Annotated in this window: 12 protein-coding genes; 2 read left to right on the top strand and 10 right to left on the bottom strand. The window is 72.7% G+C overall.

Translation table 11 applies throughout. From position 1 onward, the window contains the following. Position 1 precedes the first annotated feature (1 nt). The 9 genes from BIV28_RS04515 to BIV28_RS04475 all read right to left on the bottom strand — a co-directional run bounded on the left by BIV28_RS04515 (position 2) and on the right by BIV28_RS04475 (position 7,791). Positions 2–799, bottom strand: coding sequence for an amino acid ABC transporter ATP-binding protein (locus tag BIV28_RS04515; RefSeq protein ID WP_076259673.1), 798 nt, complete (start codon positions 797–799; stop codon positions 2–4). Further along, positions 796–1,464, bottom strand: coding sequence for an amino acid ABC transporter permease (locus BIV28_RS04510; protein WP_076259671.1), 669 nt, complete (start codon positions 1,462–1,464; stop codon positions 796–798). Before BIV28_RS04510 ends, BIV28_RS04515 begins: the two co-directional genes overlap by 4 nt. Continuing rightward, entirely contained in the window at positions 1,461–2,270 is an 810-nt protein-coding gene (locus BIV28_RS04505) for an amino acid ABC transporter substrate-binding protein (protein ID WP_076259669.1), read from the bottom strand. The genes BIV28_RS04510 and BIV28_RS04505 overlap by 4 nt, the downstream gene beginning before the upstream one ends. A 148-nt stretch (positions 2,271–2,418) precedes the next feature. Beyond that, complete coding sequence (locus BIV28_RS04500; protein ID WP_076259668.1) at positions 2,419–3,153, bottom strand: response regulator; 735 nt, start codon at positions 3,151–3,153, stop codon at positions 2,419–2,421. Then, positions 3,150–4,607 carry a sensor histidine kinase gene (locus tag BIV28_RS04495; protein ID WP_207555768.1) on the bottom strand — a complete coding sequence of 486 codons (1,458 nt, stop codon included), beginning with the start codon at positions 4,605–4,607 and terminating at the stop codon, positions 3,150–3,152. Before BIV28_RS04495 ends, BIV28_RS04500 begins: the two co-directional genes overlap by 4 nt. A gap of 53 nt (positions 4,608–4,660) precedes the next feature. Then, on the bottom strand, positions 4,661–5,197 hold the full coding sequence (locus tag BIV28_RS04490) for a hypothetical protein (protein ID WP_207555767.1): 537 nt from the start codon (positions 5,195–5,197) through the stop codon (positions 4,661–4,663). 29 nt (positions 5,198–5,226) lie between these two features. Further along, entirely contained in the window at positions 5,227–5,637 is a 411-nt protein-coding gene (locus BIV28_RS04485) for a hypothetical protein (RefSeq protein ID WP_076259663.1), read from the bottom strand. Between the two features lie 142 nt (positions 5,638–5,779). Further along, positions 5,780–6,778 carry a GNAT family N-acetyltransferase gene (locus BIV28_RS04480; RefSeq protein WP_083707034.1) on the bottom strand — a complete coding sequence of 333 codons (999 nt, stop codon included), beginning with the start codon at positions 6,776–6,778 and terminating at the stop codon, positions 5,780–5,782. Continuing rightward, a complete protein-coding gene (locus BIV28_RS04475; RefSeq protein WP_076259660.1) occupies positions 6,775–7,791 on the bottom strand; it encodes a GNAT family N-acetyltransferase in 1,017 nt (338 codons plus the stop codon). The genes BIV28_RS04480 and BIV28_RS04475 overlap by 4 nt, the downstream gene beginning before the upstream one ends. A 271-nt stretch (positions 7,792–8,062) precedes the next feature. On the opposite strand from BIV28_RS04475, the gene thrS reads away from it, so the two are divergent. Then, positions 8,063–9,292 (top strand): threonine--tRNA ligase, encoded by a 1,230-nt coding sequence (thrS, locus tag BIV28_RS04470; RefSeq protein WP_076259659.1) that lies wholly within the window; start codon positions 8,063–8,065, stop codon positions 9,290–9,292. A 90-nt stretch (positions 9,293–9,382) separates the two neighbouring features. Next, on the top strand, positions 9,383–10,087 hold the full coding sequence (gene msrA, locus BIV28_RS04465; protein ID WP_076259657.1) for a peptide-methionine (S)-S-oxide reductase MsrA: 705 nt from the start codon (positions 9,383–9,385) through the stop codon (positions 10,085–10,087). Positions 10,088–10,160: 73 nt separating this feature from the next. Here msrA and BIV28_RS04460 read toward each other — a convergent pair whose 3' ends face one another. Further along, complete coding sequence (locus tag BIV28_RS04460; RefSeq protein ID WP_242652767.1) at positions 10,161–20,735, bottom strand: calcium-binding protein; 10,575 nt, start codon at positions 20,733–20,735, stop codon at positions 10,161–10,163. Positions 20,736–20,834 lie beyond the last annotated feature (99 nt).

Raw genomic sequence — 20,834 nt, 5'->3', positions numbered from 1 at the left:
CTCAGTCGAGCGGGTCGAGGATGCGGTGCAGGAACTGCCGGGCGCGCTCGGTGGCCGGACGCGTCAGCACCTCCTGCGGCGTCCCCCGCTCGACGACGACCCCGCCGTCCATGAAGAGCACCTGGTCGGCGACCTGCTGCGCGAAGCGGATCTCATGGGTCACGACGACCATCGTCCAGCCCTGTGCGGCGAGGTCTTTCATGACCGAGAGCACCTCGCCGACGAGCTCGGGATCGAGGGCCGACGTCGGCTCGTCGAAGAGCATCAGCTCGGGCCGGATGGCCAGGGCCCGGGCGATGCCGACGCGCTGCTGCTGGCCGCCGGAGAGCTGGTAGGGGTAGGCGTCGGCCTTCTCGGCGAGCCCGACGAGCGAGAGCAGCTCGCGGCCCTCGCGCTCGGCCGTCGACCGGTCACGGCCCTGCACGAGCACCGGCCCGGACGTGACGTTCTGCAGCACGGTCAGGTGCGGGAAGAGGTTGTGCGCCTGGAAGACCATGCCGCTGCCGGCCCGCAGGTCGGCGACCTGCCGCTTGGTCACCGGACGCGCGCCGAAGTCGACCTCGACGTCGCCGATGCGCACGACGCCCGCGTCCGCGACGTCGAGGGCGTTGAGCGAGCGCAGCAGCGTCGTCTTGCCCGAGCCGGACGGCCCGATGACGACGGTGACGCTGCCGGCCGGCACCTCGAAGTCGACGGAGCGGAGCACCTCGTGCTCCCCGAACGCCTTGGCGAGGCCGGCGACCTCCACGAGCGGACGCGTCGTGTCGGAAACCCTTGGGGTGGTGGGCTGGTCGGTCATGCGGCCACGTACCTGTTCTGTCGTTCCTCGAGCCGGGACTGGCCGACGGACAGCACGAGGCAGACGACCCAGTAGTAGACCGCGGCGACGCTGTACAGCGCGAAGAACTGGTACGTCGGGGCCGCAGCCTCCTGGGCGACGCGGAGCAGCTCGGTCACCTGGATCGTCGAGGCCAGCGAGGTGTCCTTGACGAGGGAGATGAGGGTGTTGGACAGCGGCGGGATCGCGGTGCGCGCCGCCTGGGGCAGCACGACGCGTCGCAGCGTCGTCACGTAGCCCATGCCCACCGTCGACGCGGCCTCCCACTGCCCCTTGGGCACCGACAGGATGGCCGAGCGGATGATCTCCGCGGCGTAGCCGCCCACGTTGAGGGTGAAGGCGAGGATCGCCGCCGGGAACGGGTCGAAGCTGACGCCGAGCGAGGGCAGGCCGTAGTAGATGATGAACAGCTGCAGCAGCAGCGGCGTGCCACGGATGACCGACACGTAGGCCCGGGCGATCCCGGACACGACGCGCACCGTGGACAGGCGCATCAGGGCGACGGCGAGCGCCACCACGAGGCCCAGGACGAAGCTGATGAGGGTGAGCGGGATCGTCGCGGTGACGGTCGCGCGCAGCAGCGGCCCGAGCGAGTCGAGGATGAGCTGGACGGTCTGGTCGTTCACGAGGCCGATGCGGCGGGCTTGACCGACACGTCGGAGCCGAAGTACTTCTCCGACAGCTTCTTCAGCGTGCCGTCGGCCTCGAGGTCGGCCAGGGCCTTGTCGATGGCGGCGACGAGGTCGGAGCCCTTGCGGGTCGCGACGACCTGCTCGGAGACGTCACCGGTCTTCGCGGCGATCCGGACGCCCTGGTCTCCGGTCGACTTCTGGTAGTCGAGGACGGCGAGGCTGTCGTTGACCGTGGCGTCGACGCGCTTCTGCTTGAGCAGCGTGACGGCCTGGGTGAAGCCCTCGACCGACTCGACCTGCGCGCCGGCGTCCTTGGCGACCTGCGCCCAGTTGCTCGTGAGGCTCTGCGCGGACTTCTTGCCCTTGAGGCCGGCCAGCGAGGTGATCGACGCGTCGTCGGCGCGGGTGGCGATGACGCCCTCGGACCACGTGTAGGTGGAGGACAGGCCGTAGAGGCCGGCGCGCTCCGGGTTCTTGGTCACCTGGTTGACGACGACGTCGAAGCGCTTCGAGCCGAGGCCGGCGAAGATCGCGTCCCACGGGGTCTCGACGTACTCGACCTTGACGCCGAGCTTGTCGGCGACGGCCTTGGCGACCTCGACGTCGTAGCCGGTGAGGGCGTTGGTCTTCGGGTCGTGGAAGGAGAAGGGCGAGTACGTGCCCTCGGTCCCCACGCGCAGGACGCCGGCGTCCTTGACCGACGCGAGATCGGAGCCGCCACCGCCGGAGCTGCTGCACGCCGCGAGGACCGCGGTGAGGACGGAGACGAGCAGGACGGTGAGGGCGGACCTCGAACGCATGGATGGCTTCCTCGGGAACAGGGATCGGACGGTGGGAACGGTCGGACCATATAACGCCACATTTGCTTTCACATAATCAGATGTGACATGGCCCGACAGGCGACAACCCCGGACCCGGCCGCGGCATTCCCGCGCCGCGCCGCCCCGCTCAGCCGATGCCGTGGTCGCGCGCCCAGAGCGCCGCGGACGTGCGGTCGGCCACCCCGATGCGTCGGAAGACGTTGCCGAGGTGGACCTTGACGGTCCGCTCGCTGATGCCGAGCACCCGCGCGACCTGCTTGTTGGCCAGGCCCCGGGCGACGTGGGCGAGGACCTCGCGCTCACGGTCGCTGAGTCCCGCCGGACGCCGCTCGGCCGCGAGCGTGTCGGCCGCGAGCGTGTCGGCGGCGAGCGTGTCGGCTCCGGTCGTGTCGACAGGACCATGGCCGGGCGCAGGGACGATCGGCTTCGCCGGCAGGAGCGACCGCGCGACCCGCGGGTCGATGGGCACCTGCCCGGCGGCAGCCGCGCGGACGGCGGAGAGGACGTCCGCCGGCTCGCTGTCCTTGAGCAGGTAACCGGTGGCGCCGGCGTCGATGGCCTGCCGGACGCGCTCGCTCTCGGCGAAGGAGGTGAGCACGACGACCGGCGTCGACGCGGCCGCACGCACCCTCCGGGTGCCCTCGACGCCGTCGACGCCCGGCATCGACAGGTCCATGAGGACGACGTCGGGCTGGGTCTCGAGCACGACGGCGACGGCCTCGCCCCCGTCGCCGGCCTCCCCGACGACCGTGACGCCGCACGCCTCGAGGACCGAGCGCAGGCCGGCGCGCACGAGCCGGTGGTCGTCGACGAGGACGACGGTGACGTGCGCTGAAGCGGGCGGCCGTTCGGGCAGGGTCATCGTCGGCCTCCCACGGGCAGGACGAGCAGCCAGGAGGTGCCCCACCCGGGCGCCGAGCAGACCTGCAGGGTCGCGCCGAGCTCGGTGGCGAGGTCGGCGACCAGGTGCAGGCCGAGGTGACCCTGCCGCGCCGCGACCGCAGCCGGGTCGAAGCCGACACCGTCATCCTCGATGCGCATGACGACGGTCCCGTCGATGCCGGGTTCGCCTGTCGCAGAGGCCGACACAGAATCTGCACCCGCGGTGGGCGCGGCGCCGTCCGCGTCGGCGCCGAGCGCCACGGAGAGGGTGACGTGTCGGGCGGAGGCGTGCCGCACGACGTTGCGCAGGCACTCGCGGGCGACGCGGTGCAGCGTCTGCTGGGCACCGGGAGCGAGCTGCGCGACGGCCGCCGGGTCGACGTCGACGGCCACCTCGATCCCCCGCGCCGAGAGCGGCCGGGCCAGGTCGGTGAGGGCGGCGACGAGGCCGGCGTCGGCGAGCCGCGCCGGGTAGAGGTCGACGAGCAGGGTGCGGAGGCTGGCGACGCTGCCGCGCACCGTCGCGGCGGCCTCCACCATCGGGGCGGCGAGCTCGGGCCGCCCGTCGGCACGGACCCGCTCGGCCGCACCGCTCACGGCCAGCGCGCTCGCCACGAGGTCCTGCACCGGCCCGTCGTGCAGGTCGGCGGCGATGCGCCGTCGCTCCCGGTCCGAGGCGTCGACGGCCCGGCGCAGCAGGTCCTCGCGCTGCGCCCGCGCGGCCTCGAGCCGCTCGAGCAGCCGCCACAGCACCGGGGCCAGGAGCGCGACGAGGAGCAACAGGCTCGTGGCGAGCACGCCGGAAAGACCGCGCCACAGCTCGAACGCGCGGTCCTGCACCGGCGCGTAGTCGCCGTAGACCTCGAAGAGCAGCTCGGCACCCGACGGCGTCCACACCGGCCGGTACACCTCGAGCAGCTTGCCGCCGTACCGCTCGAACTCGTTCTCGGAGCGCTCGAGGTCGGACACCTCGGCGCGGGTCTGCGGGGAGGAGAGCGCCTCACGCTGGTCGTCGGCCAGGGCGAAGCGCTGGCCGACGAGCCGGGCGTCGTCCGCGTACACGACCGTGCCGTCGGGCCGCCACAGCTTGACGCGCACGATCCCCGCGGGCAGGACCCGGTCGCGCACGACCCGGTCGAACGCCGCGACGGCGGCGCTGTCGGCCGTGAGCAGCCCGTCCCGCAGGGCTGGTTGCACGACGCTCGTCGCGAGCAGGTTCGTCGTGTGGGCAGCGTCGTTGACCGCCTCGCGCTCGGCCAGACGGCTCGCGGCCCAGGAGGCCCCAGCGACGACGAGGACGAGGACGGCCGCCACCGTGGCGGCGAGGCGGACGAGCAGTCGCCGGCGCGTCGGCAGCCGCTGGTCGGCCACCGGCGGCGGCCCGCTCGCGAGGGTGGTCCGGACCGGCGGCGCCGAGGCTCCGGGAGGCAGCACCGCGCCGCCCGACCGGGGAGGGGTGGTCGGGCGGGCGGTGGGTCGGACGTCGGTCAGCGGTCCCCACCCCCACCGTCGTCCGAGCCGTGACCACCCGAGGAGTGGGACCCCGAGTCGTCGACCTTCGTGTCGTCCGAGCCGTGTCGGGAACCACCGGAGCTCCCGCTGTCCGAGCCGCTCGTGCCGGAGCCACTCGTTCCGGAGCCACTCGTGCCGGAGCTGCTCGTGCCGGAGCCGCTCGTGCCGGAGCCGCTCGTGCCGGAGGTGGCCGAACCGTCGTCGGTGCCGTGCCCGCCGTGGTCGTCGCCGGGCTCGGCGGTGCGGGTGCCGGCCGGTCGGTCGCCGCCGCGGTCGTCGCCGGGCTCGGCGGTGCGGGTGCCGGCCGGTCGGTCGCCCCCGCGGTCGTCGCCGGGCTCGGCGGTGCGGGTGCCGGCCGGTCGGTCGCCCCCGTGGTCGTCCACGCGGACCACCTGCGCCGACGGCGGCACCGGCGTCGGGACCGTCTCGGCGAAGGAGCTGTTGCCGACCAGGCCGAGCACGCCCGGGACGAAGGCGGCCGCGGCCACCGCCACGATCGTGAGTCGTCGCATCGTCGTCACCTCTCGTCTCGTCGGGCCGGTCAGCCGGCGAAGGTCAGGGCGCCGCGGCACGTCGCGCCGGTCGCGGTGTTCGTGGCCGTCGCCGCGAACCGGTCGGTACCTGACCGGTTCGCCACGACGCGTCGGACCTCGAACGAGCCGCTCGGGGCGGTCGTGACGAAGGTCCCGCTCCCGACGACGACTCCGTTGTCGGAAAGGTTCACCCGCCAGTGCTGTCCGACGCGGTTGGTGTCGAGCTCGTACTCGAGCTCGATCGCGCGGTCCTCTGCCTTGGCCTTGAGCTTCCAGGCCCCGGACCCGGGGCACGTGCCTGCCGTCCGCACCTCGACGCCCTTCGCGGACGCGGGCCCGGCCAGGGCGACGACGCCCAGCCCGGCGACGGCGAGCGACGCCGCAGCCGCGGCTCCGACGATGGTCCTGCGTGCGTTCATGGTGGCCTCCTCGGCTCTCCGCCGGCCCCTCCGGCGGGCAGCACCTGCTGCACCCATCACGCTGCCCGTCGCGACGGGCGGTCCACCATCGGGCTTTGGTACTAGTACCTCCGACGTCGGACCCGCTGCCGCACGGGGACGTTCAGAGGTCCTTGGCCCACTCCCGCGTCCAGCCCGTCACCGTGAAGCCCATCCGCGCGTTGATGGCGATCATGTGGGTGTTGGTGTCGGCGTTCCACGTGCGCACCGTCGCGACGCCCGGCTTCTCGCGCTGGAGGGCTGCGAGGTTGGCCACCTTGACCGCGAGGCCGAGCGCCCGGCCGCGGTGCTCGCGCAGCACGAGCGTGTCCCCCTGCAGCGCGAGGTCGGTCTGCCCCGGCCGCACGACGAGGTCGGTGAACGCGACGAGCCGGCCCGAGGGCACGTGGCGGGCCACCGACTCGACCGCCCAGATCGGGCTCGGGGTGTTCCACTGCTGGCGCACCCGGTCGGCGTCCCAGTCCTCCTCGGCGAGGTCGATGTCGCCCGTCGGGGCGTCGGTGCTCATCCGCCGGGCGAGCAGGGCGCGGTCCTCGAGCCACTCCTCCGGAAGCCCGTCGACGGACGTCTCGACGACGTACTCCTCGGCGTCGAGGGCGGGTGCCGACTCGGCGAGCGCTGCGGCGTCGACGGGCAGCCCGAGGTCCTGGCGCAGGTCGACGAGAGTCTGTCGGTAGCCGCTCGCGAGCGCGAACTCCGTTGCGGCGTCGCCGTGCTCGACCGGAGCGCCGCTGTGCTCGTGGACGCGCGTGCACCCCTCGTCGCGCAGCACCTGCTCGCAGTGGGCGAGCAGTCGCCGGCCGTGGCCCTTCCTCTGGTGGTCGGGGTGCACGGAGAGCCAGATGCCGCCCGTCTCGGTGTTCTCGCGGGTGTTCCGGATCGTCTGGGCGGCCGCGACGGGCTCCTCGACGCCGTCCACCCAAACGCCGAAGGTACGCCGGACGTCCTGCCGTCGGCCCGAGAGGTCGACGATCTCCTCGACCGTGGCGCGCTGGGCGCCCGCGCCCCAGACCGCCCGGTTGGCCGCGTGGTGCACCTCCAGCCAGGCCTCGCTCGTGGCGTCACCGGGCGTGAGCTGGATCTCTCTGAGCTGCAAGGTCATTCGGATTCCCCTGTCTTCTTCTGCCACTCGCGGCTGTACCCGTCGACGCGGTAGCCGAGGCGTCGGTTGACGGCGAGCATGTGGTCGTTGGAGGCGGCGTTCCACGTGCGCACCGAGGTGACCGCGGGCAGCGCTTCTATGACGGCCAGGGCGTTGGCGGCCTTGAGCCGCAGGCCGAGCCCGTGGCCGCGGTGCTCCTTCAGCACGAGCGTGTCCTGCTGGAAGCCGAGGTCGGGGCTGCCCGCTGAGACGGCGATCGTCGTGAAGGCCACGAGGCGACCCGTCGGCACGTGCCGCGCCACGGACTCGACGACCCGGCGCCCGGACTCGAGGGTCCGGGCGAAGGTCTCGCGCAGCCGGTCGGCGTCCCACGCCTCCTCCTCGAGGGCGAGGTCGTCGAGCGGCGCATCGGTGCTCATCCGCTGCTGCAGGACCGCGCGGTCCTCGAGCCAGGACTCGGGGATGTGGTCGACGAACGTCTCGACGGCGTAGTCGTCGTCGGCCGCGGCGAGGGCCGCGAGCGCGTCCCGGTCGGCGGGCAGCGGCATGAAGCTGCGCAGCACCGTCTGGGCGACCGCGTAGCCGTGCCGCTCGGCGAAGCGCTCCGACGCGTCGGACCGACCCTCGGGCCACTCCGTCTCGCCCATGAGGGTGGAGCGACCGTGCCGGGTCGCGGCCGACTCGCCGGCGCGCAACAGGGCGTCACCGACGCCGTGGCGCCGGTGGTCCGGATGGACCGAGAGCCACACGAGGGCGAGGTCGAGGTTGTCGGCCAACGGCATCCGGACCTCGAGGGCACCCACGAGGCGCCCTCCCGCCCAGGCACCGAGCGCGACGCGCCGGCTGGTCGGTGAGGCGTAGAAGCCCCGGATCTCATCGAGCGTCCACTCGCTGCCGTGGTCGCCGAACAGCTCGCGCTGCACCGACCCGTGCACGCCGACCCACTCGCGGGCCACGTCCTGCTGGTCGGGGTCGAGCAGGTCGATCGGTCTGATGTCCAGGTCCTCGCTCACGGGCCCGAGTCTGTCGGCCCAGTACGGCGGGGGGCCACCCATTTGTCCGGGGCTGCCGGCGCCAATCGCGTTGCCCTGCGGGACGCGTCGGCCTACCCTCGAGCCATGCACCGCCCACAGCAGACGACGACGCCGGACCTCTCCGGCGCGCTGCTGCTGCCCTAGCACCCATCGCACACCACGCCCCGGAGCCGTCTCCGGGGCGTTCGTCGTCTCCCGCCGGCTCCGGTCCGTCCAGACCACCGAACCCCCCGGCCACCCAGGAGACGCCATGCCCGACCACCGCGACCTCAACCACGACCTCGACGTCTTCGCGACCGACCCCCTCGCCGGGGCCGGGCTGCCACTCTGGCTGCCCGCCGGCTCGGTGGTGCGCGACGAGCTCGAGCACCTCGCCCGCGACCTCGCCCACGCCGACGGCTGCGTCGGGGTGCACACCCCGGTGCTCGGCAAGCGTGCCCTCTTCGAACGGTCCGGGCACTGGGCCAAGTTCGAGGACGACATGTTCCCGTCGATGCGGCTCGGCGAGGAGGAGGTCGTGCTCCGACCGGCCAACTGCCCGCACCACGCCCTCGTCTACAAGGCCCGCAGCCACTCCTACCGCGAGCTGCCGATCCGCCTCAACGAGCTGGCGCCGATGTTCCGGGCCGAGCGCTCCGGCGTGCTCTCGGGCCTGACCCGGGTGCGCCAGATCAGCCTCGATGACACCCACGTCTTCTGTCGCCCCGACCAGGCCGGCGACGAGGCTGCCCGCGGCCTGCGGGCCGCGCTCGAGGCCCAGCGGGTCCTCGGCCTGCCGGTGCACCACGTGCGCCTGTCGCTGCGCGACGGGTCGGACGCGTGGCTCGGCAGCCGCGAGCAGTGGGACGGCGCCGAGGACGGCTTGCGACGGGCCGCCCAGGAGGTGCTCGACGGCCACGACCTACCCCTCGTCGAGGCGGCCGGCGAGGCGGCGTTCTACGGCCCGAAGCTCGACCTGCAGGTCGTCGACGACCGCGGCCACGAGGAGACCATCGCCACCGTCCAGGTCGACTTCAACCAGCCGGAGCGGTTCGACCTGACCTACCACGGCGAGGACGGCGAGCGGCACCGCGTCGTCATGATCCACCGCGGCACCGTCGGCTCGATGGAGCGCGTCACCGCGGCCCTGCTCGAACGCTACGACGGCCGCCTCCCGCTCTGGCTCGCGCCCGTGCAGGTCGTGGTGCTGCCGGTCTCGGCCGAGCAGGACGGCCCCGCGCGGGCCCTCGTCGACGCCCTGCGCGCGCACGGCGTCCGTGTCGGGCTCGAGTGCGACGACTCGCTCGGGTCGCGGATCCGCGAGGCGCGGCGGCAGCGGGCCGCCGTGGTGGCCGTCGTCGGGGCGCGCGAGGCCGCCGACGCGTCGGCGCAGGTCACCGACGTCGCAGCGGGGTTCCGCGGCGTCGTGCCGGCGGATCTGCTGGTCGAGCGCGTCGTCGCGGCCCGGGACGGACGCTGCCCGCTCGTCGGCTGGAGCTGACCTGACCTCCTTCGCGGAGCGGCATACGCAGGCCCCCGCCGGTGTTGCACAGGCGTACGACCCGCCCCACACGAAGGATGTGACACTGGAATGGTGTTCGGACTCGGCAGGAAGACCCAGATGCCCGCGCGCGAGGAGGCCCTCCCCGGCCGTGCGGAGCGCCCGTTCCAGGTGAACCCCACCCACGTCGTCCTCGGCACGCCGCTCGAGGGCCCGTGGCCCGAGGGGTCGCAGGTGCTCTACGTCGCGATGGGCTGCTTCTGGGGCGTCGAGCGGATCTTCTGGCGCCAGGACGGCGTCATCAGCACGGCCGCCGGCTACATGGGCGGCTACACGCCCAACCCGACGTACGAGGAGACGTGCACCGGTCGCACCGGTCACGCCGAGACCGTCCGCGTCGTCTACGACCCCGAGAAGACCTCCCCCGAGCTGCTGCTCAAGGCCTTCTGGGAGAACCACGACCCGACGACGGCCAACCGGCAGGGCAACGACATCGGCACCGCCTACCGCTCGGCGATCTACTGGACCACCGAGGAGCAGCGGCTCGCCGCCGAGGCGACCCGCGAGGCCTTCCAGAAGGTCCTCGACGACAACGGGTTCGGGCAGATCACGACCGAGATCCGCTCCGCGGAGGACGCCGGCCCGTTCTACCTCGCCGAGGACTACCACCAGGGCTACCTGCACAAGAACCCCGGCGGCTACTGCAACCACGGCCCCAACGGCATGACGTGCCCGGTCGGCATCGTGCGCCAGGACCAGCTGCCCTCCCAGCAGGACATCGCCCCGCCCGCCTGACGCGCTCGGCACCCGTCACGACGGACGCCCCCACCCGAACCGGGTGGGGGCGTCCGTGCGTCCACGCTCGACGTCAGGGTGTGCAGGCCGTCTCGTCGAAGTGGCCGGGCGTGCCCGGGTAGGCCTGCCCCGCCCCGTGCTCGTTCTGGCCGGGGTAGACCATGGCGAGCTCCCGGAAGGCCGCGGTGCCCTCGGTCGTCACGTCGGAGCCGGGCCGGCCGGCGCTCGAGGACCACGCCAGCTGCTGGAGCCAGCTCTGCATCGCCGGCGAGTGCCCGCGCACGTCGTTGAAGCCGCCGTACGCCGCGTTGCAGTGGGTGAAGAGGTTGTACGCGCCGTTCCAGTCGATGAGCCGGTCGCCGGGGTTGGGCCCGTTGGCCGTCACGTCGCCCTGGAGCACGTCGCGGTCCCAGCCGCCGTAGATCCAGTCGGTGCCCTGGTGGTGGTTGTCGTTGGCGGGGTCGGCGTCGGCCAGCCCCGTCATCTCGAACCACAGGCACGGGTCGACCGTGACGACGGCCTTCTTCGTGCCGGTCGTCAGCGGCCAGTCGCCGAGCGTGCACCCGCTGCCGGGGGCGTAGGAGCCCCGCGGCCGCACGTCGAGCAGGTCGGAGCCGAGCACGTCCTGCTTCGCCGGGTCGGACTCGCCCGCGCCACCGAAGAGGTGGTCGACGAACCGGTCGTCGGTGCCGCGCGAGCTCGGCGTGAAGACGCCGTTCACGAGGCAGTCCGGCGTCGCGGCGTCGAGCACGGCGTCGCAGCCCTGCCCGCCCCAGAGGACGTCCTCGCCGTCGCCGCCGAAGACGTCGTCGCCGCCGCTGTCACCGTTGGCCACGTCGTCGCCGTAGCCGGCGTGGATGGCGTCGTCGCCGGAGCCGCCGCGGATGAGGTCGCGCCCGCCCTCGTCCATGCCGTTGTGCGGCATGGCGGAGGCAGTCGAGGCCCCGACCCACTGGTCGCCGTCGACGTCGTGGAGCAGGTCGACGCGTCGGTCGTAGGCGCCGCGCGCGAACGCGGTGAACGTCTCCTTCGGCGGGCTGTTCAGCGTCACCGACGCCTGGGCGGGGCTGTCGCCGGCGCTCAGGTACTGGTTCACGACGCCGCCGCGGTCGCCGACGATCGCGTCACGACCTGCGTCGCCGTTGATCCGGTCGTCGCCGAGCTCGCCGTAGAGGTCGTCGTCACCGTCGCCACCCGAGATGACGTCGTTGCCGTCCTGGCCCCAGACGCCGTCGTTGCCGTCGTCGCCCCAGAGCGTGTCGGCGCCGAACGCCCCGGCCACCTCGCACGTCGCCTGCGCGGTCGTGCAGAAGCGGGTGCTCGGACCGGGAAGGGCCGGGTCGTGGGTGCGCGACGCCGTGGCGTCCGCCGGCACTGCGCCGTCGGGGTAGCGGTCGGCGTAGACCTTCTCGGTCTGCGCCCCGGGGCTGCCCTGCAGGGTGCGCAGGAGCGAGCCGTTGTCGCCGAGGACGACGTCGTCGCCGCCGTTGCCCTCGACGACGTCGGAGCCGTCGCGGAAGCCGGGGGCCGTGGAGCCGCCGATGAGGTCGTCCTGTCCGGGCGCCGAGCTCGTACCGCGCAGCAGCGCGACCGGGCTCGCCGACCCGGGCCACGGTGCCGTGACCGCCAGGACCGTCGTGCCGTGGGCCGAGGCCTGGCCGAACGGCAGGTCGCCGAAGAGCTGGTCGGCGCCTCCGTTGCCCTCGACGTGGTCGGCGCCGGCGTCGCCGGTGACCGCGTCGTTGCCGTCCTGGCCGAGGAGCACGTCGACGCCGTCGCCGCCGGAGAGCCGGTCGAAGCCGTAGAGCGTCGCCGAGGGCGTCATCAGCGGGTTCGCGCCGAGGTCCCACGGCTGGATGACCCGCGGGGTCATCGCCGTGCCGGCGGGGCTGCCGAGGCGGACCGTGACCGAGCTCGGTGCCTGGCCGGAGACCGGACGCAGCACCTGGCCGTTGTCGCCGAGCACGACGTCGTCGCCGGGCCCGCCGAAGACGGCGTCGTCCGTGTCGGGCTGGCCGACGGTCGTCGCGCCGGAGAGGCCCGCCCCGGCGGACGGCGTCGAGCTGCCACCCACGAGGTCGTCGTCGCCGAGGCCGCCCTCGACCCAGTCGACGTCGGGACCGCCCTCGACGTAGTCGTCGTCGCCCTCGCCCTTGAGGCGGTCGGTGCCGCTCTGGCCGAGGATGACGTCCTGTCCGTCACCGCCGAAGACCTGGTCGGCGCCGGAGTTGGCGAGAACCGGGCTCACACCGAGGTCGAGCAGCGTCACCCGGTGCGTCCGCGCGAAGCCGCGCATCCGTGTGATCGGCGTCGAGTCGGCCGGGGCGACCCCCGACGCGAGGACCGCGTTGTCGCCGGCGATGAGGTCCGCGCCGGCGTCGCCGTGGAGGCGGTCACCGGTGTCGGGCCGTCCGACGCCGGGGCTCGCCTCCTGGAAGGACCCGCCGACGACCTCGTCCTCGCCGGCGTCGCCGTGCACGAGGTCGGCGCCGTTGTTGCCCTCGAGATGGTCGGCGTCATCGCCACCGTTGACCTCGTCGTCGCCGAGGCCGCCGTACGCAGTGTCGTCGCCGGAGCCGCCGTACACGACGTCGCCGCGGCCGGCGTTCGGTGTCAGGCCGTCGAGGTCGTACGGGATCGCCGGGGCGTCGGCGCTGCTCGTCGGGTCGTCGACCGTGCCGTTGTCACCGACGATGACGTCGTTGCCGGTGTCGCCGGAGATCGTGTCTCCTGCCTCGGCCGGCCCGACGTCGGTGCGACCCGCGGCACGGGTGCCGCCGTAGAGCACGTCGTCGCCGTCGCCGCCGCTGATGCGGTCGGAGCCGTTGTTGCCCTCGACGACGTCGGCTCCGGCCTGCCCGTACAGCTGGTCCTGGTCGGTGTTGCCGACGACGGAGTCGGCGCCGGCGTCGCCGTAGCCGCGGTCGTCGCCGCTGCCACCCCAGACGCGGTCGGCGTCGTCGCCGCCGAAGAGGACGTCGCTGCCCTCCTGGCCGCACACGAGGTCGGCGCCGCCGCCGGCGAGGACCCGGTCGCTCGCGCCGCCCGTCGAGATGGTGTCGACGCCGGCCCCGCCGAGGACGAGGTCGTTGCCGTCGCCGCCGGCGGCCGAGGTGCCCTCGGGCACCGGGTCGCTCGCGACAAGGCTGCCGGGACGGCACGTCTCGTCCTTCGCGGCGTCGAGCGTCGCGGCCTCGCGCAGGGTGTCACCGAACACCATGGACGGGCCGTCGCCGCCGATGACGTGGTCGTTGCCGAGGCCACCGACGAGTGTCTTGCGCGACGAGCTCTCCCCCGCCGGGATCGGCAGGTGCGTCACGGCGCGGAAGGCCCCGAAGTCGACGCCCTCGATGACGTCTGACCCGCGGGCGTTGCCGGCCGCGTCGAGACCACGGGCCCCGACCTGGCTCGGCTCGGCGATGACGTAGTCGTCGCCGGGACCGCCGTACACGGCATCGGTGCCGTAGCCGCCGACGAGCGCATCGGGACCGCCGCCACCGACGATCCGCGCGTGCTCACCGCTCTTCGAGTGACTCGTCACCACGTCCTCGACGGAGCTGCCCCACACCTCGTCGTCGCCCGAGCCGGTCTCGATGATGTTCGGGATCGACGGCTTGCCCGCCGGGGTCGTCAGCGTGTCGGAGGTGCCTGCGGCGTCGACGCCGAAGGTGCCCTCGGTCGAGGCGTAGATGGTGTCGGGGCCGGAGCCGCCGGTCACCGAGTCGCTGCCGAGGCCGCCGATGAGGACGTTGCCCTCCGAGGCGATCGTCGTGCCGGCCGTGGCGCCCGGGCGGTCGGACGCGACGCCGATCTTGTCGTCGCCCGGACCGCCGTTGACCCGGTTCTGGCCGAGGCCGACGCTGAGGACGTCGGCGCCGCCGCTGCCCTGGTCGCCCTGGGTCGGGTCGACGTCGAGCTTGGTCCAGTCGACGACGCCGGTCAGGTCGACCGTGGTGATCTTCGGCGAGGAGTTGTCGACGTCGACGGGGTTGAGCGCGGCGGCGACGTCGGTGACGGACGTCGGCAGGGCGCCGTCGCCCGAGACGAGGTCCTTGCCCTGGCCGGTCGTGATGGCGTCGGCCCCCGGACCGCCCGCGACGCGCGCGACCTTGCCGACGGCGTCGGCGGTGACGATGCGGTCGTCGCCCGCGCCACCGTCGACCCACGCGTTGCCGGTGCCGGTCGAGATCTGGTCCTTGCCGGGGGTGCCGAAGACGACGGCGTCCTTGTCGAAGACCGACAGGTCGGCCTGCGTCGTCGACGACGACGGGTTCGAGTCCTTCTTGCCGTCGCCGACGAAGCTGACGACGAGCGGCGTCGAGGAGCCGCGCCCGTCGACGACGACCCGCTTGAGGTCCGGGTCGAGGTACTCGCGCGTCTCGCCGAGCATCTGCACCTTGAAGCCGTCGAAGTCCGGGTCCGTGCCGGCGTCGTCGCCCGGCTTCTGGGCGAAGTGGAGCGCCGTCACCTTGACCGTGTCGGACTCGGTGTCCGCCGTGTTCCCCCACGGCGTCCCGCGGGCGGCGTCGGTGCCGAAGCGCCCGGCGAACACGACGAGCGTGTCACCCGTCGTCCCGCCCAGCCTGGGCGGTGGCGGTTCACAGTTCGGTTTCGCCGTGAAGTCGAGCAGCGTGATGTCGGCGATGTTGATGGAGAAGGACACGCTGAACGGTGAGAACCCGAGCGTCACGTAGAGACGCAGGAAGAGGCTGAGCCGTCCGGTGGTCGTGAAGAGGCACAAGGGGTTGTTGGCCGCCGCGTGGAGGAACTCGCTGACCCGGAACTTGCCGTCGTTGTTCGGGTCGTTCCAGTGGAAGCCGATCGTCAGATGCAGTCCACCCTCGATGCCGACGGTGATGATGACCGCGGACACCGCTGCGCCTGCGGCGATCTCGCCGTCGAGCTGCACGACGGGGACGGGCACCCCGTTCGCGTCGGTCGTCTTGAAGTACAGGCCGTCGAGGAGCTTGACGGCGTCGACGGAGGTGCCCGCCTGGGCCGCCTCGACGGCATACCGGATGCCCGCGGTGTCGAGCCCGGCCATGAAGCGCAGCGTCACCGATGCCGAGCCGGACAGCGTCACCATGACCGGCGGCGGCGCATAGACCGGGCCGAACGACTGGCGCCACGTGAAGCCGAGCGTCAGCGGCCCGCTGTCGAACTCGACGAGCGAGACGTCGCTGCCCATGAGCAGGCTGAAGACCGACGCCGGGTCGTCGAGGATCGGGAAGGTGAAGCCCGACCTGCTCGCGCTGCCGGCGGTGCCGCCCGAGCCGAACACGTTGCCCTTGCCGCCCTTGGTGTTGAGGGCGTTCTTCACGTCGTCCTTGCTGGCCGCGGTGGCCGTCTTGATCAGCGAGCTCGCCGAACCGGGCGACAGGCTGCTGGTCGGCGACACGCTGGTACCGAGGGCCTTGTCGCCGTCGACGGCGAACTTTCCGATGGGGATGAGGCACGTCGGGTCGCCCGGCCCACCACCGCAGTCGGGCAGGTTGTTGATGAGGGTTGTGAGGGCGGCGATCTTGTCGACGAAGTCGAGCTTCGGGCCGCCGGCGAGGGTGTTGAACGTCTTGGCCAGGGTGATGAGGCTGACGTCGCCTCCACCGGCCATCCTGCTCAGGTCGGACAGCACCGGGATCGGGGCGTAGAGGGTGTCGATGACCGGCTGGAGCGGCCCGGTGACCGACTTGACCTTCTTGAGGACCGGCCCGAGCAGGTTCGACAGGAACCCACCCGCGTCGATGGCGACGTCCTTGAACTCGATCGTCGGGGCGCCGAGGCTCTTGAGGTTCTTGTTCGAGAACTCCCACCCGAGAAGGAAGTTCGCCTGCACACCCGGGAGCACCGAGTCGACGGACGCCTTGACGAGCCAGTCGGCCTTGATCTTCGCCGTCAGCGAGATGCCGAAGAGCGAGGACGCGTCGCCGCGGGCGATGTCGGAGATCGTCAGGACGCTGTCAGCCGTCTCCGTCGCGTCGCGGGACTTCAGGTCGATGAGGAAGGCGCCGGCGAACAGCGGCGCGGTGCCGTTCTTCTTGACGTCGATGTCGAGGAAGGCCAGCTGGGCCTTCATCGTCGCGGGCATGTCGAACCGCGCCCCGAGGCCGAACTCCGGTGCGGGGGCGCCGTCCTGCCAGCTGTCGTGGGTGTAGATGACGAAGCCGTCGTCGGTGTTGATGCCGGCCTTGACGTGCAGCTGCAGGCCGAGCCCGTAGGTGATCGCGTCGTCGTCGCCGGCCTTGAGGGCGAGGCCCGGGATGCCGATGTCGAGCGGCAGCTTCTTGCCGTCGCCGAGGCAGCCGGAGCCGGGCACGCAGCCGTCGTCGGGCGTCACGGTGCCGGCCTTGACGTCGAACGCGAGGTTGACGCCGTTGATGTTCGTCGTCGGGCAGTCGACGAGCATCGGCTTCGTCGTGACGGGCGTGTACGCCGTGGCGGTCGCGCTGCCGTCGTCGGTGAAGGTCTGCGCGCTGCCGGAAACGGCGTCGAGCACCTTGACGAGCTGGAAGGCGCCGCCGTCCTTGCTGCGCAGCACCTTGTACTTCGTCGCGCCGTCGGCCTTCGTCCACGACACCTTGATCGAGTTGCCACTGCCGAGCGCGGTCCACGACGTCGTCGTCTCCGCACTCGGCGACGAGGCGACGGTGTCGCCGTCGGTGCCCGAGCCGGAGCCCTGGCTGGCGACGATCTCGTAGCGCCACTTCGTCGCACCGGTCGTCGACGGCGTCGCCGCGAGCGTCGGCGCGGCGGTCGGTTCGAGCTTCGCCTTGCACTCGTAGTCGACGGTCAGGCTCGTCTTCTGGAGCCCGGCCGCGGTGATCGCCTCGGCGATCTTGGTGTTGACGTAGTCCTTGGCCTCCTTGGGGCTCGCCGGGACGTTGCCGAGCTTGGCCTTGATCTCGGCGCGCAGCCGTCCGATCGAGTCGGCGCCCTGCTGGAGGTCCTTGCCGACGAAGGGCAGCTTGCCGTCGAAGGTCGCGAGACGCATCGACTGCTCGATCTTCTCGAGGTAGCCGTCGAGGCCCGGGCCGATCTGGGTGAAGTCGGCGAAGGCGTTCGCGAAGGCCGCCGAGAGGTCGGGCAGCTCGAACCGCTTCTTCGCGTCGTCGGGGGCCGGCAGGTTGCCGGACAGGTCGAGCAGGGTGGCCGGGTCGGTGGAGTCCTGCAGGCGCAGGGCCACCGAACCGAGCGAGGTGGTCGGCCCGCCCGACACGGTCGCGTAGAGCGGGATGACGCCGCAGACCATGAGCGGGGTGCTCAGGCTCTCACCGCAGTCGACCGGGGTGTTCGCGGCGTTGAAGTTGACGTCGAGCCCGGACAGGAAGGAGGAGAAGCTGACCGGGGTGTCCGCCGCGGCGCCGGCGTCGGACAGCTCGAGGCTGAGGTCGGCCCTCAGCTTCGCCTGCTTGGCCGGGTCGCCGCCGGGGTCGCCCGCCGACACCGTCAGCGGGCCGATGGTGCCGGCCGCGCGGCCGTCGAAGCGGGCGTCGGCGGCGATGCTCACCTTCGAGTCGGCGAGCACCTTGAGCGACGCCGCGTCGTCGGGCCCGGTGCCCGGGGCGAGGGGTACGACGAGGCCGACCTTGACGCCGCCGGTGACGTGGGCGGCACCCTGGCCGCTGGCGGCGGCCGTGACGAGGGACTTGTCGCCGCCGAGGTCGAGACGCACCGGCGTGCTCGTGCGGTAGTCGCGCTTCCAGTCGAGGTCGAGCACGACGTTCGGGGTGCCGCCGGTGTCCAGGTAGCGGAAGCGCAGGGCGCCGGTGCCGAGGCGGTCGTCGAGGACCTTCACGAGGTCCTGCATGTTCTGCGGCGGGTGCAGCGAGATCACGTCGATGGCGTCGTCGAGCGGCGAGCGGAACGAGTACGCCGTGTCGTCGGCGGGCTTCGTCGTCCACGGCTCGGCCAGCGTGACCGTGTCGCCCGACGCCGAGGCCACGACGGCCACCTGTGTACCGACGACGACGGTGCGCCCCACGAACGACGCGTCGAACGTGCGGCCCACGTGCTGAAGGGTGTTCGTGCCGTAGTTGACGTCCGAGCCGACACCCGACGCGTCGCGGCGCATGAGGTCGCGCAGCGACGTGCCCGTGCCCGGGATCTCGCGGCTGTAGATGCCGGACGCACCACCGGGCTGCGCCTCGGCGAGCTGGGCGGCGAGGGTCTGGAGGGTCTTGAGCACGATGGCGAACAGCTCGGCCTGCGAGCCGGGCTTGATGTCGAGGGCGAAGATCCTGCTGAGGCGGCTGAGGTCGAGCTGCGGGCCGTCGGCGCCGCTCGCCCGGGTCAGGTCGTTCCAGTGCGCCGAGACGCCGACGTCGGAGCCGGCGGGGAGGAACCCGGCGGCGTCGGGCACCGAGACCTTGAGGTCGGCGGTCGCACGCACGTTGACGTCGACGTCGAGCAGGTCGCCGGCCTGGCTCGTGCCCGTCGGGGTGTCGGTGACGAGGGTGGCGAAGAGGTCACGCAGCCGGATGTCGTGCTGGGCGTCACCGGCCTGCTTGAGGCCGATCGAGAGCATGTGGCCGGTGCCGGCGGCCGAGCAGTCGGCCGGGGCCGAGCTGTTGCACACCGACAGCGAGCCCTTGAGCCGCACCTGGAAGAAGCCGGCGTTGGCCGTGAAGTCGACGGCGGTGTCGATCGGGAAGTCCGCGGTGAGCAGCGGGCTGCCGGTGCGCACCATGATGCGGTCGGGGCCGAGCGGAAGCGAGGTGACGTTCGTCGAGAACGCGCCGGTCTTCTGCACGAACGGGCAGGCCTGGGTGTTGCCCTCGAAGCCGATGCAGTCGGCGCCCGTCTTCGGGTCCTGCAGGTCGAGCACGAGGGTGAGGTCCGCGGCGAAGGACGGCTTGACCGTGGCGAAGGTCTGGGAGGAGTTCGCCCGGAGGATGCCGCGGCGCGGGCCTGTGCCGCCGGGCTGGTCGGTCAGCTGGTCGCCGAAGGTGACGGCGCCGAGCTGCGCCTCAGGGCCGACGATGACGAACGGCGTGCTCGCGGAAGGCTGCCCACCGATCCACGTGCTGGCGAGGGTCAGCGAGCTCTTCGTGTTGGCCGTGATCTCACCAGCCGAGGTCCCCGCCATGACGCGCATGCCGACCCACTGGTTCGCCGTCCACGGCTGCGTGCCGTCGTCGAGCGCGAGGCCGTTCGCCGAGTACGTCGCCGACGGGCGGGACGTGCGTGCGGCGCCCGCATCCATCGCGACGCCGGCGGAGGGCGCCGTCTTCACCATGCGCATCCGGAACACGAGCTTGCTCGTCGCCGCGTCCCACGACAGGTTGTCGAGGCCGATGCCGGCCGCCTTGAGCTTGGCGACGAGGTCCTGGAGCGAGTCGAAGGTCGGGTTGCCCACGGCCGACGCGTCGAACCCGGGCGGCGAGGGCTGGTTCGGGTCGGGCACCTGGACGACGTTGGCCTTGAGGAAGTCGACGAGCACCTGGTTGGCCTTGACGGCGTCGGACACCGTGCCGCGCAGGAAGGGCAGGTCGAGGTTGCCGGTCGAGGGCAGCGGGCCGGCGCCGTCGGGGTCGAACCTCGCGGCCTGGATGCCGGTCAGCGCGGTGGCCACCTGGGCCAAGCCGTCGGCAAGGTCGCGCAGGCTCATGTTCTGGAACTTGCCGACGAGCCCGGCGAGCGTCGGGGCGGTGACGGTCGGGGCGCCCGTAGCGATGTTCGGCCAGGCGACCGTGACGTCGGCGGCCACGTTTGTCGGGAACGCCACTCCGGCAAGGCCGCTCGTGTCAGCTGCAACGTGCAGGGTGCCCGAGACGGAACCGGCGGTGCCCGGGTCTGTCGCCGACCCGGTGGGGTCGAGCGCAGCGGACACGAGCCCGGCGAGCGAGCCGTCGGCGGCCAGCTCGCCGTCGCCGGTGCCCGCGACGTCGAAGGCGAGGACGCCGTCGTTGTTCGGGTCGTCGACCTTCGCGTACGCGTGCATCGTCACGGCGAAGTCGGTGCTGCTCAGCGTCACCCCGAGGATGCCGACCGCGGCCTTCGCTGCCGCCGACAGGTGCGCGGTGACGTCGACGTCGACGCGGGGGGCGTGCGCGGCGTCGCTCGCGAGATAGACCTTGTTGGTCGTGGGGCCGGTCCAGACGACCCAGAGCGACAGCGTCGCCTCGACCGTGGCCGTGACGCCCTTCGGCGAGGAGAGCTCGACCCGCGGGCCCGCCGAGCTGACGGCGAGCGCCTGCTGCGTCGCCGTGCGCGTGACGACGAGGTTGACGTGGACCCGCTTGCCGTCCCCGGCGTCGTCCACGGTGATGTCGAGCGTGCCGGTGCGGCCGCCGGGCAGGCTGACCGACTCCCCCGACGTCGCCAGGTCGGCCCACGTCGTCGTGCCGGCCAGCGCACCGGTGACGCCCTCCTTGACGAGGTCGTCGAGGCCGGCCAGGCCGCCGGGGCTCGCCGCGACGAACGGCAGCTGCTTGCCGAACGCCCCGATCGTCGCCAGCCCGCCGGTCCACGTGGCGAGGTTGTTCGTGCCGCCCGCACCGCCGAGCAGCGCCACGACCTTGTCGACCCCCGGGTCGGGGTCGGCCGCGAAGGCCGGTGACGGACCGGCGAGGGCGCCGACGGCGACGAGGAGCGAGGCCAGCCCGGCTCCGAGGGCACGACTGACGGACTTGCGCACCATGATTCTCCCCATGTGGGGCGCGCCTGTGCCCGAACGGTGTCCGCGAGCCTCGACCAAGCGCGCTACCTGCGCCGAACGTAGTGACGCAGACCACACCTGTCCGGCGAATGC

It is taken from the genome of Intrasporangium flavum, assembly GCF_001956915.1.
Taxonomy (GTDB): domain Bacteria; phylum Actinomycetota; class Actinomycetes; order Actinomycetales; family Dermatophilaceae; genus Monashia; species Monashia flava.
Note: the sequence above shows the minus strand (reverse complement) of the source record. Positions and strands in the feature narration are given on the sequence as shown.

Excerpts from the sequence above, each read along its gene's own strand:
- BIV28_RS04505 (WP_076259669.1), bottom strand. The coding sequence starts at position 2,270 with ATGCGTTCGAGGTCCGCCCTCACCGTCCTGCTCGTCTCCGTCCTCACC.
- BIV28_RS04500 (WP_076259668.1), bottom strand. The coding sequence starts at position 3,153 with ATGACCCTGCCCGAACGGCCGCCCGCTTCAGCGCACGTCACCGTCGTC.
- BIV28_RS04515 (WP_076259673.1), bottom strand. The coding sequence starts at position 799 with ATGACCGACCAGCCCACCACCCCAAGGGTTTCCGACACGACGCGTCCG.
- BIV28_RS04480 (WP_083707034.1), bottom strand. The coding sequence starts at position 6,778 with ATGACCTTGCAGCTCAGAGAGATCCAGCTCACGCCCGGTGACGCCACG.
- BIV28_RS04490 (WP_207555767.1), bottom strand. The coding sequence starts at position 5,197 with ATGCGACGACTCACGATCGTGGCGGTGGCCGCGGCCGCCTTCGTCCCG.
- msrA (WP_076259657.1), top strand. The coding sequence starts at position 9,383 with ATGGTGTTCGGACTCGGCAGGAAGACCCAGATGCCCGCGCGCGAGGAG.
- BIV28_RS04485 (WP_076259663.1), bottom strand. The coding sequence starts at position 5,637 with ATGAACGCACGCAGGACCATCGTCGGAGCCGCGGCTGCGGCGTCGCTC.
- thrS (WP_076259659.1), top strand. The coding sequence starts at position 8,063 with ATGCCCGACCACCGCGACCTCAACCACGACCTCGACGTCTTCGCGACC.
- BIV28_RS04460 (WP_242652767.1), bottom strand. The coding sequence starts at position 20,735 with ATGGGGAGAATCATGGTGCGCAAGTCCGTCAGTCGTGCCCTCGGAGCC.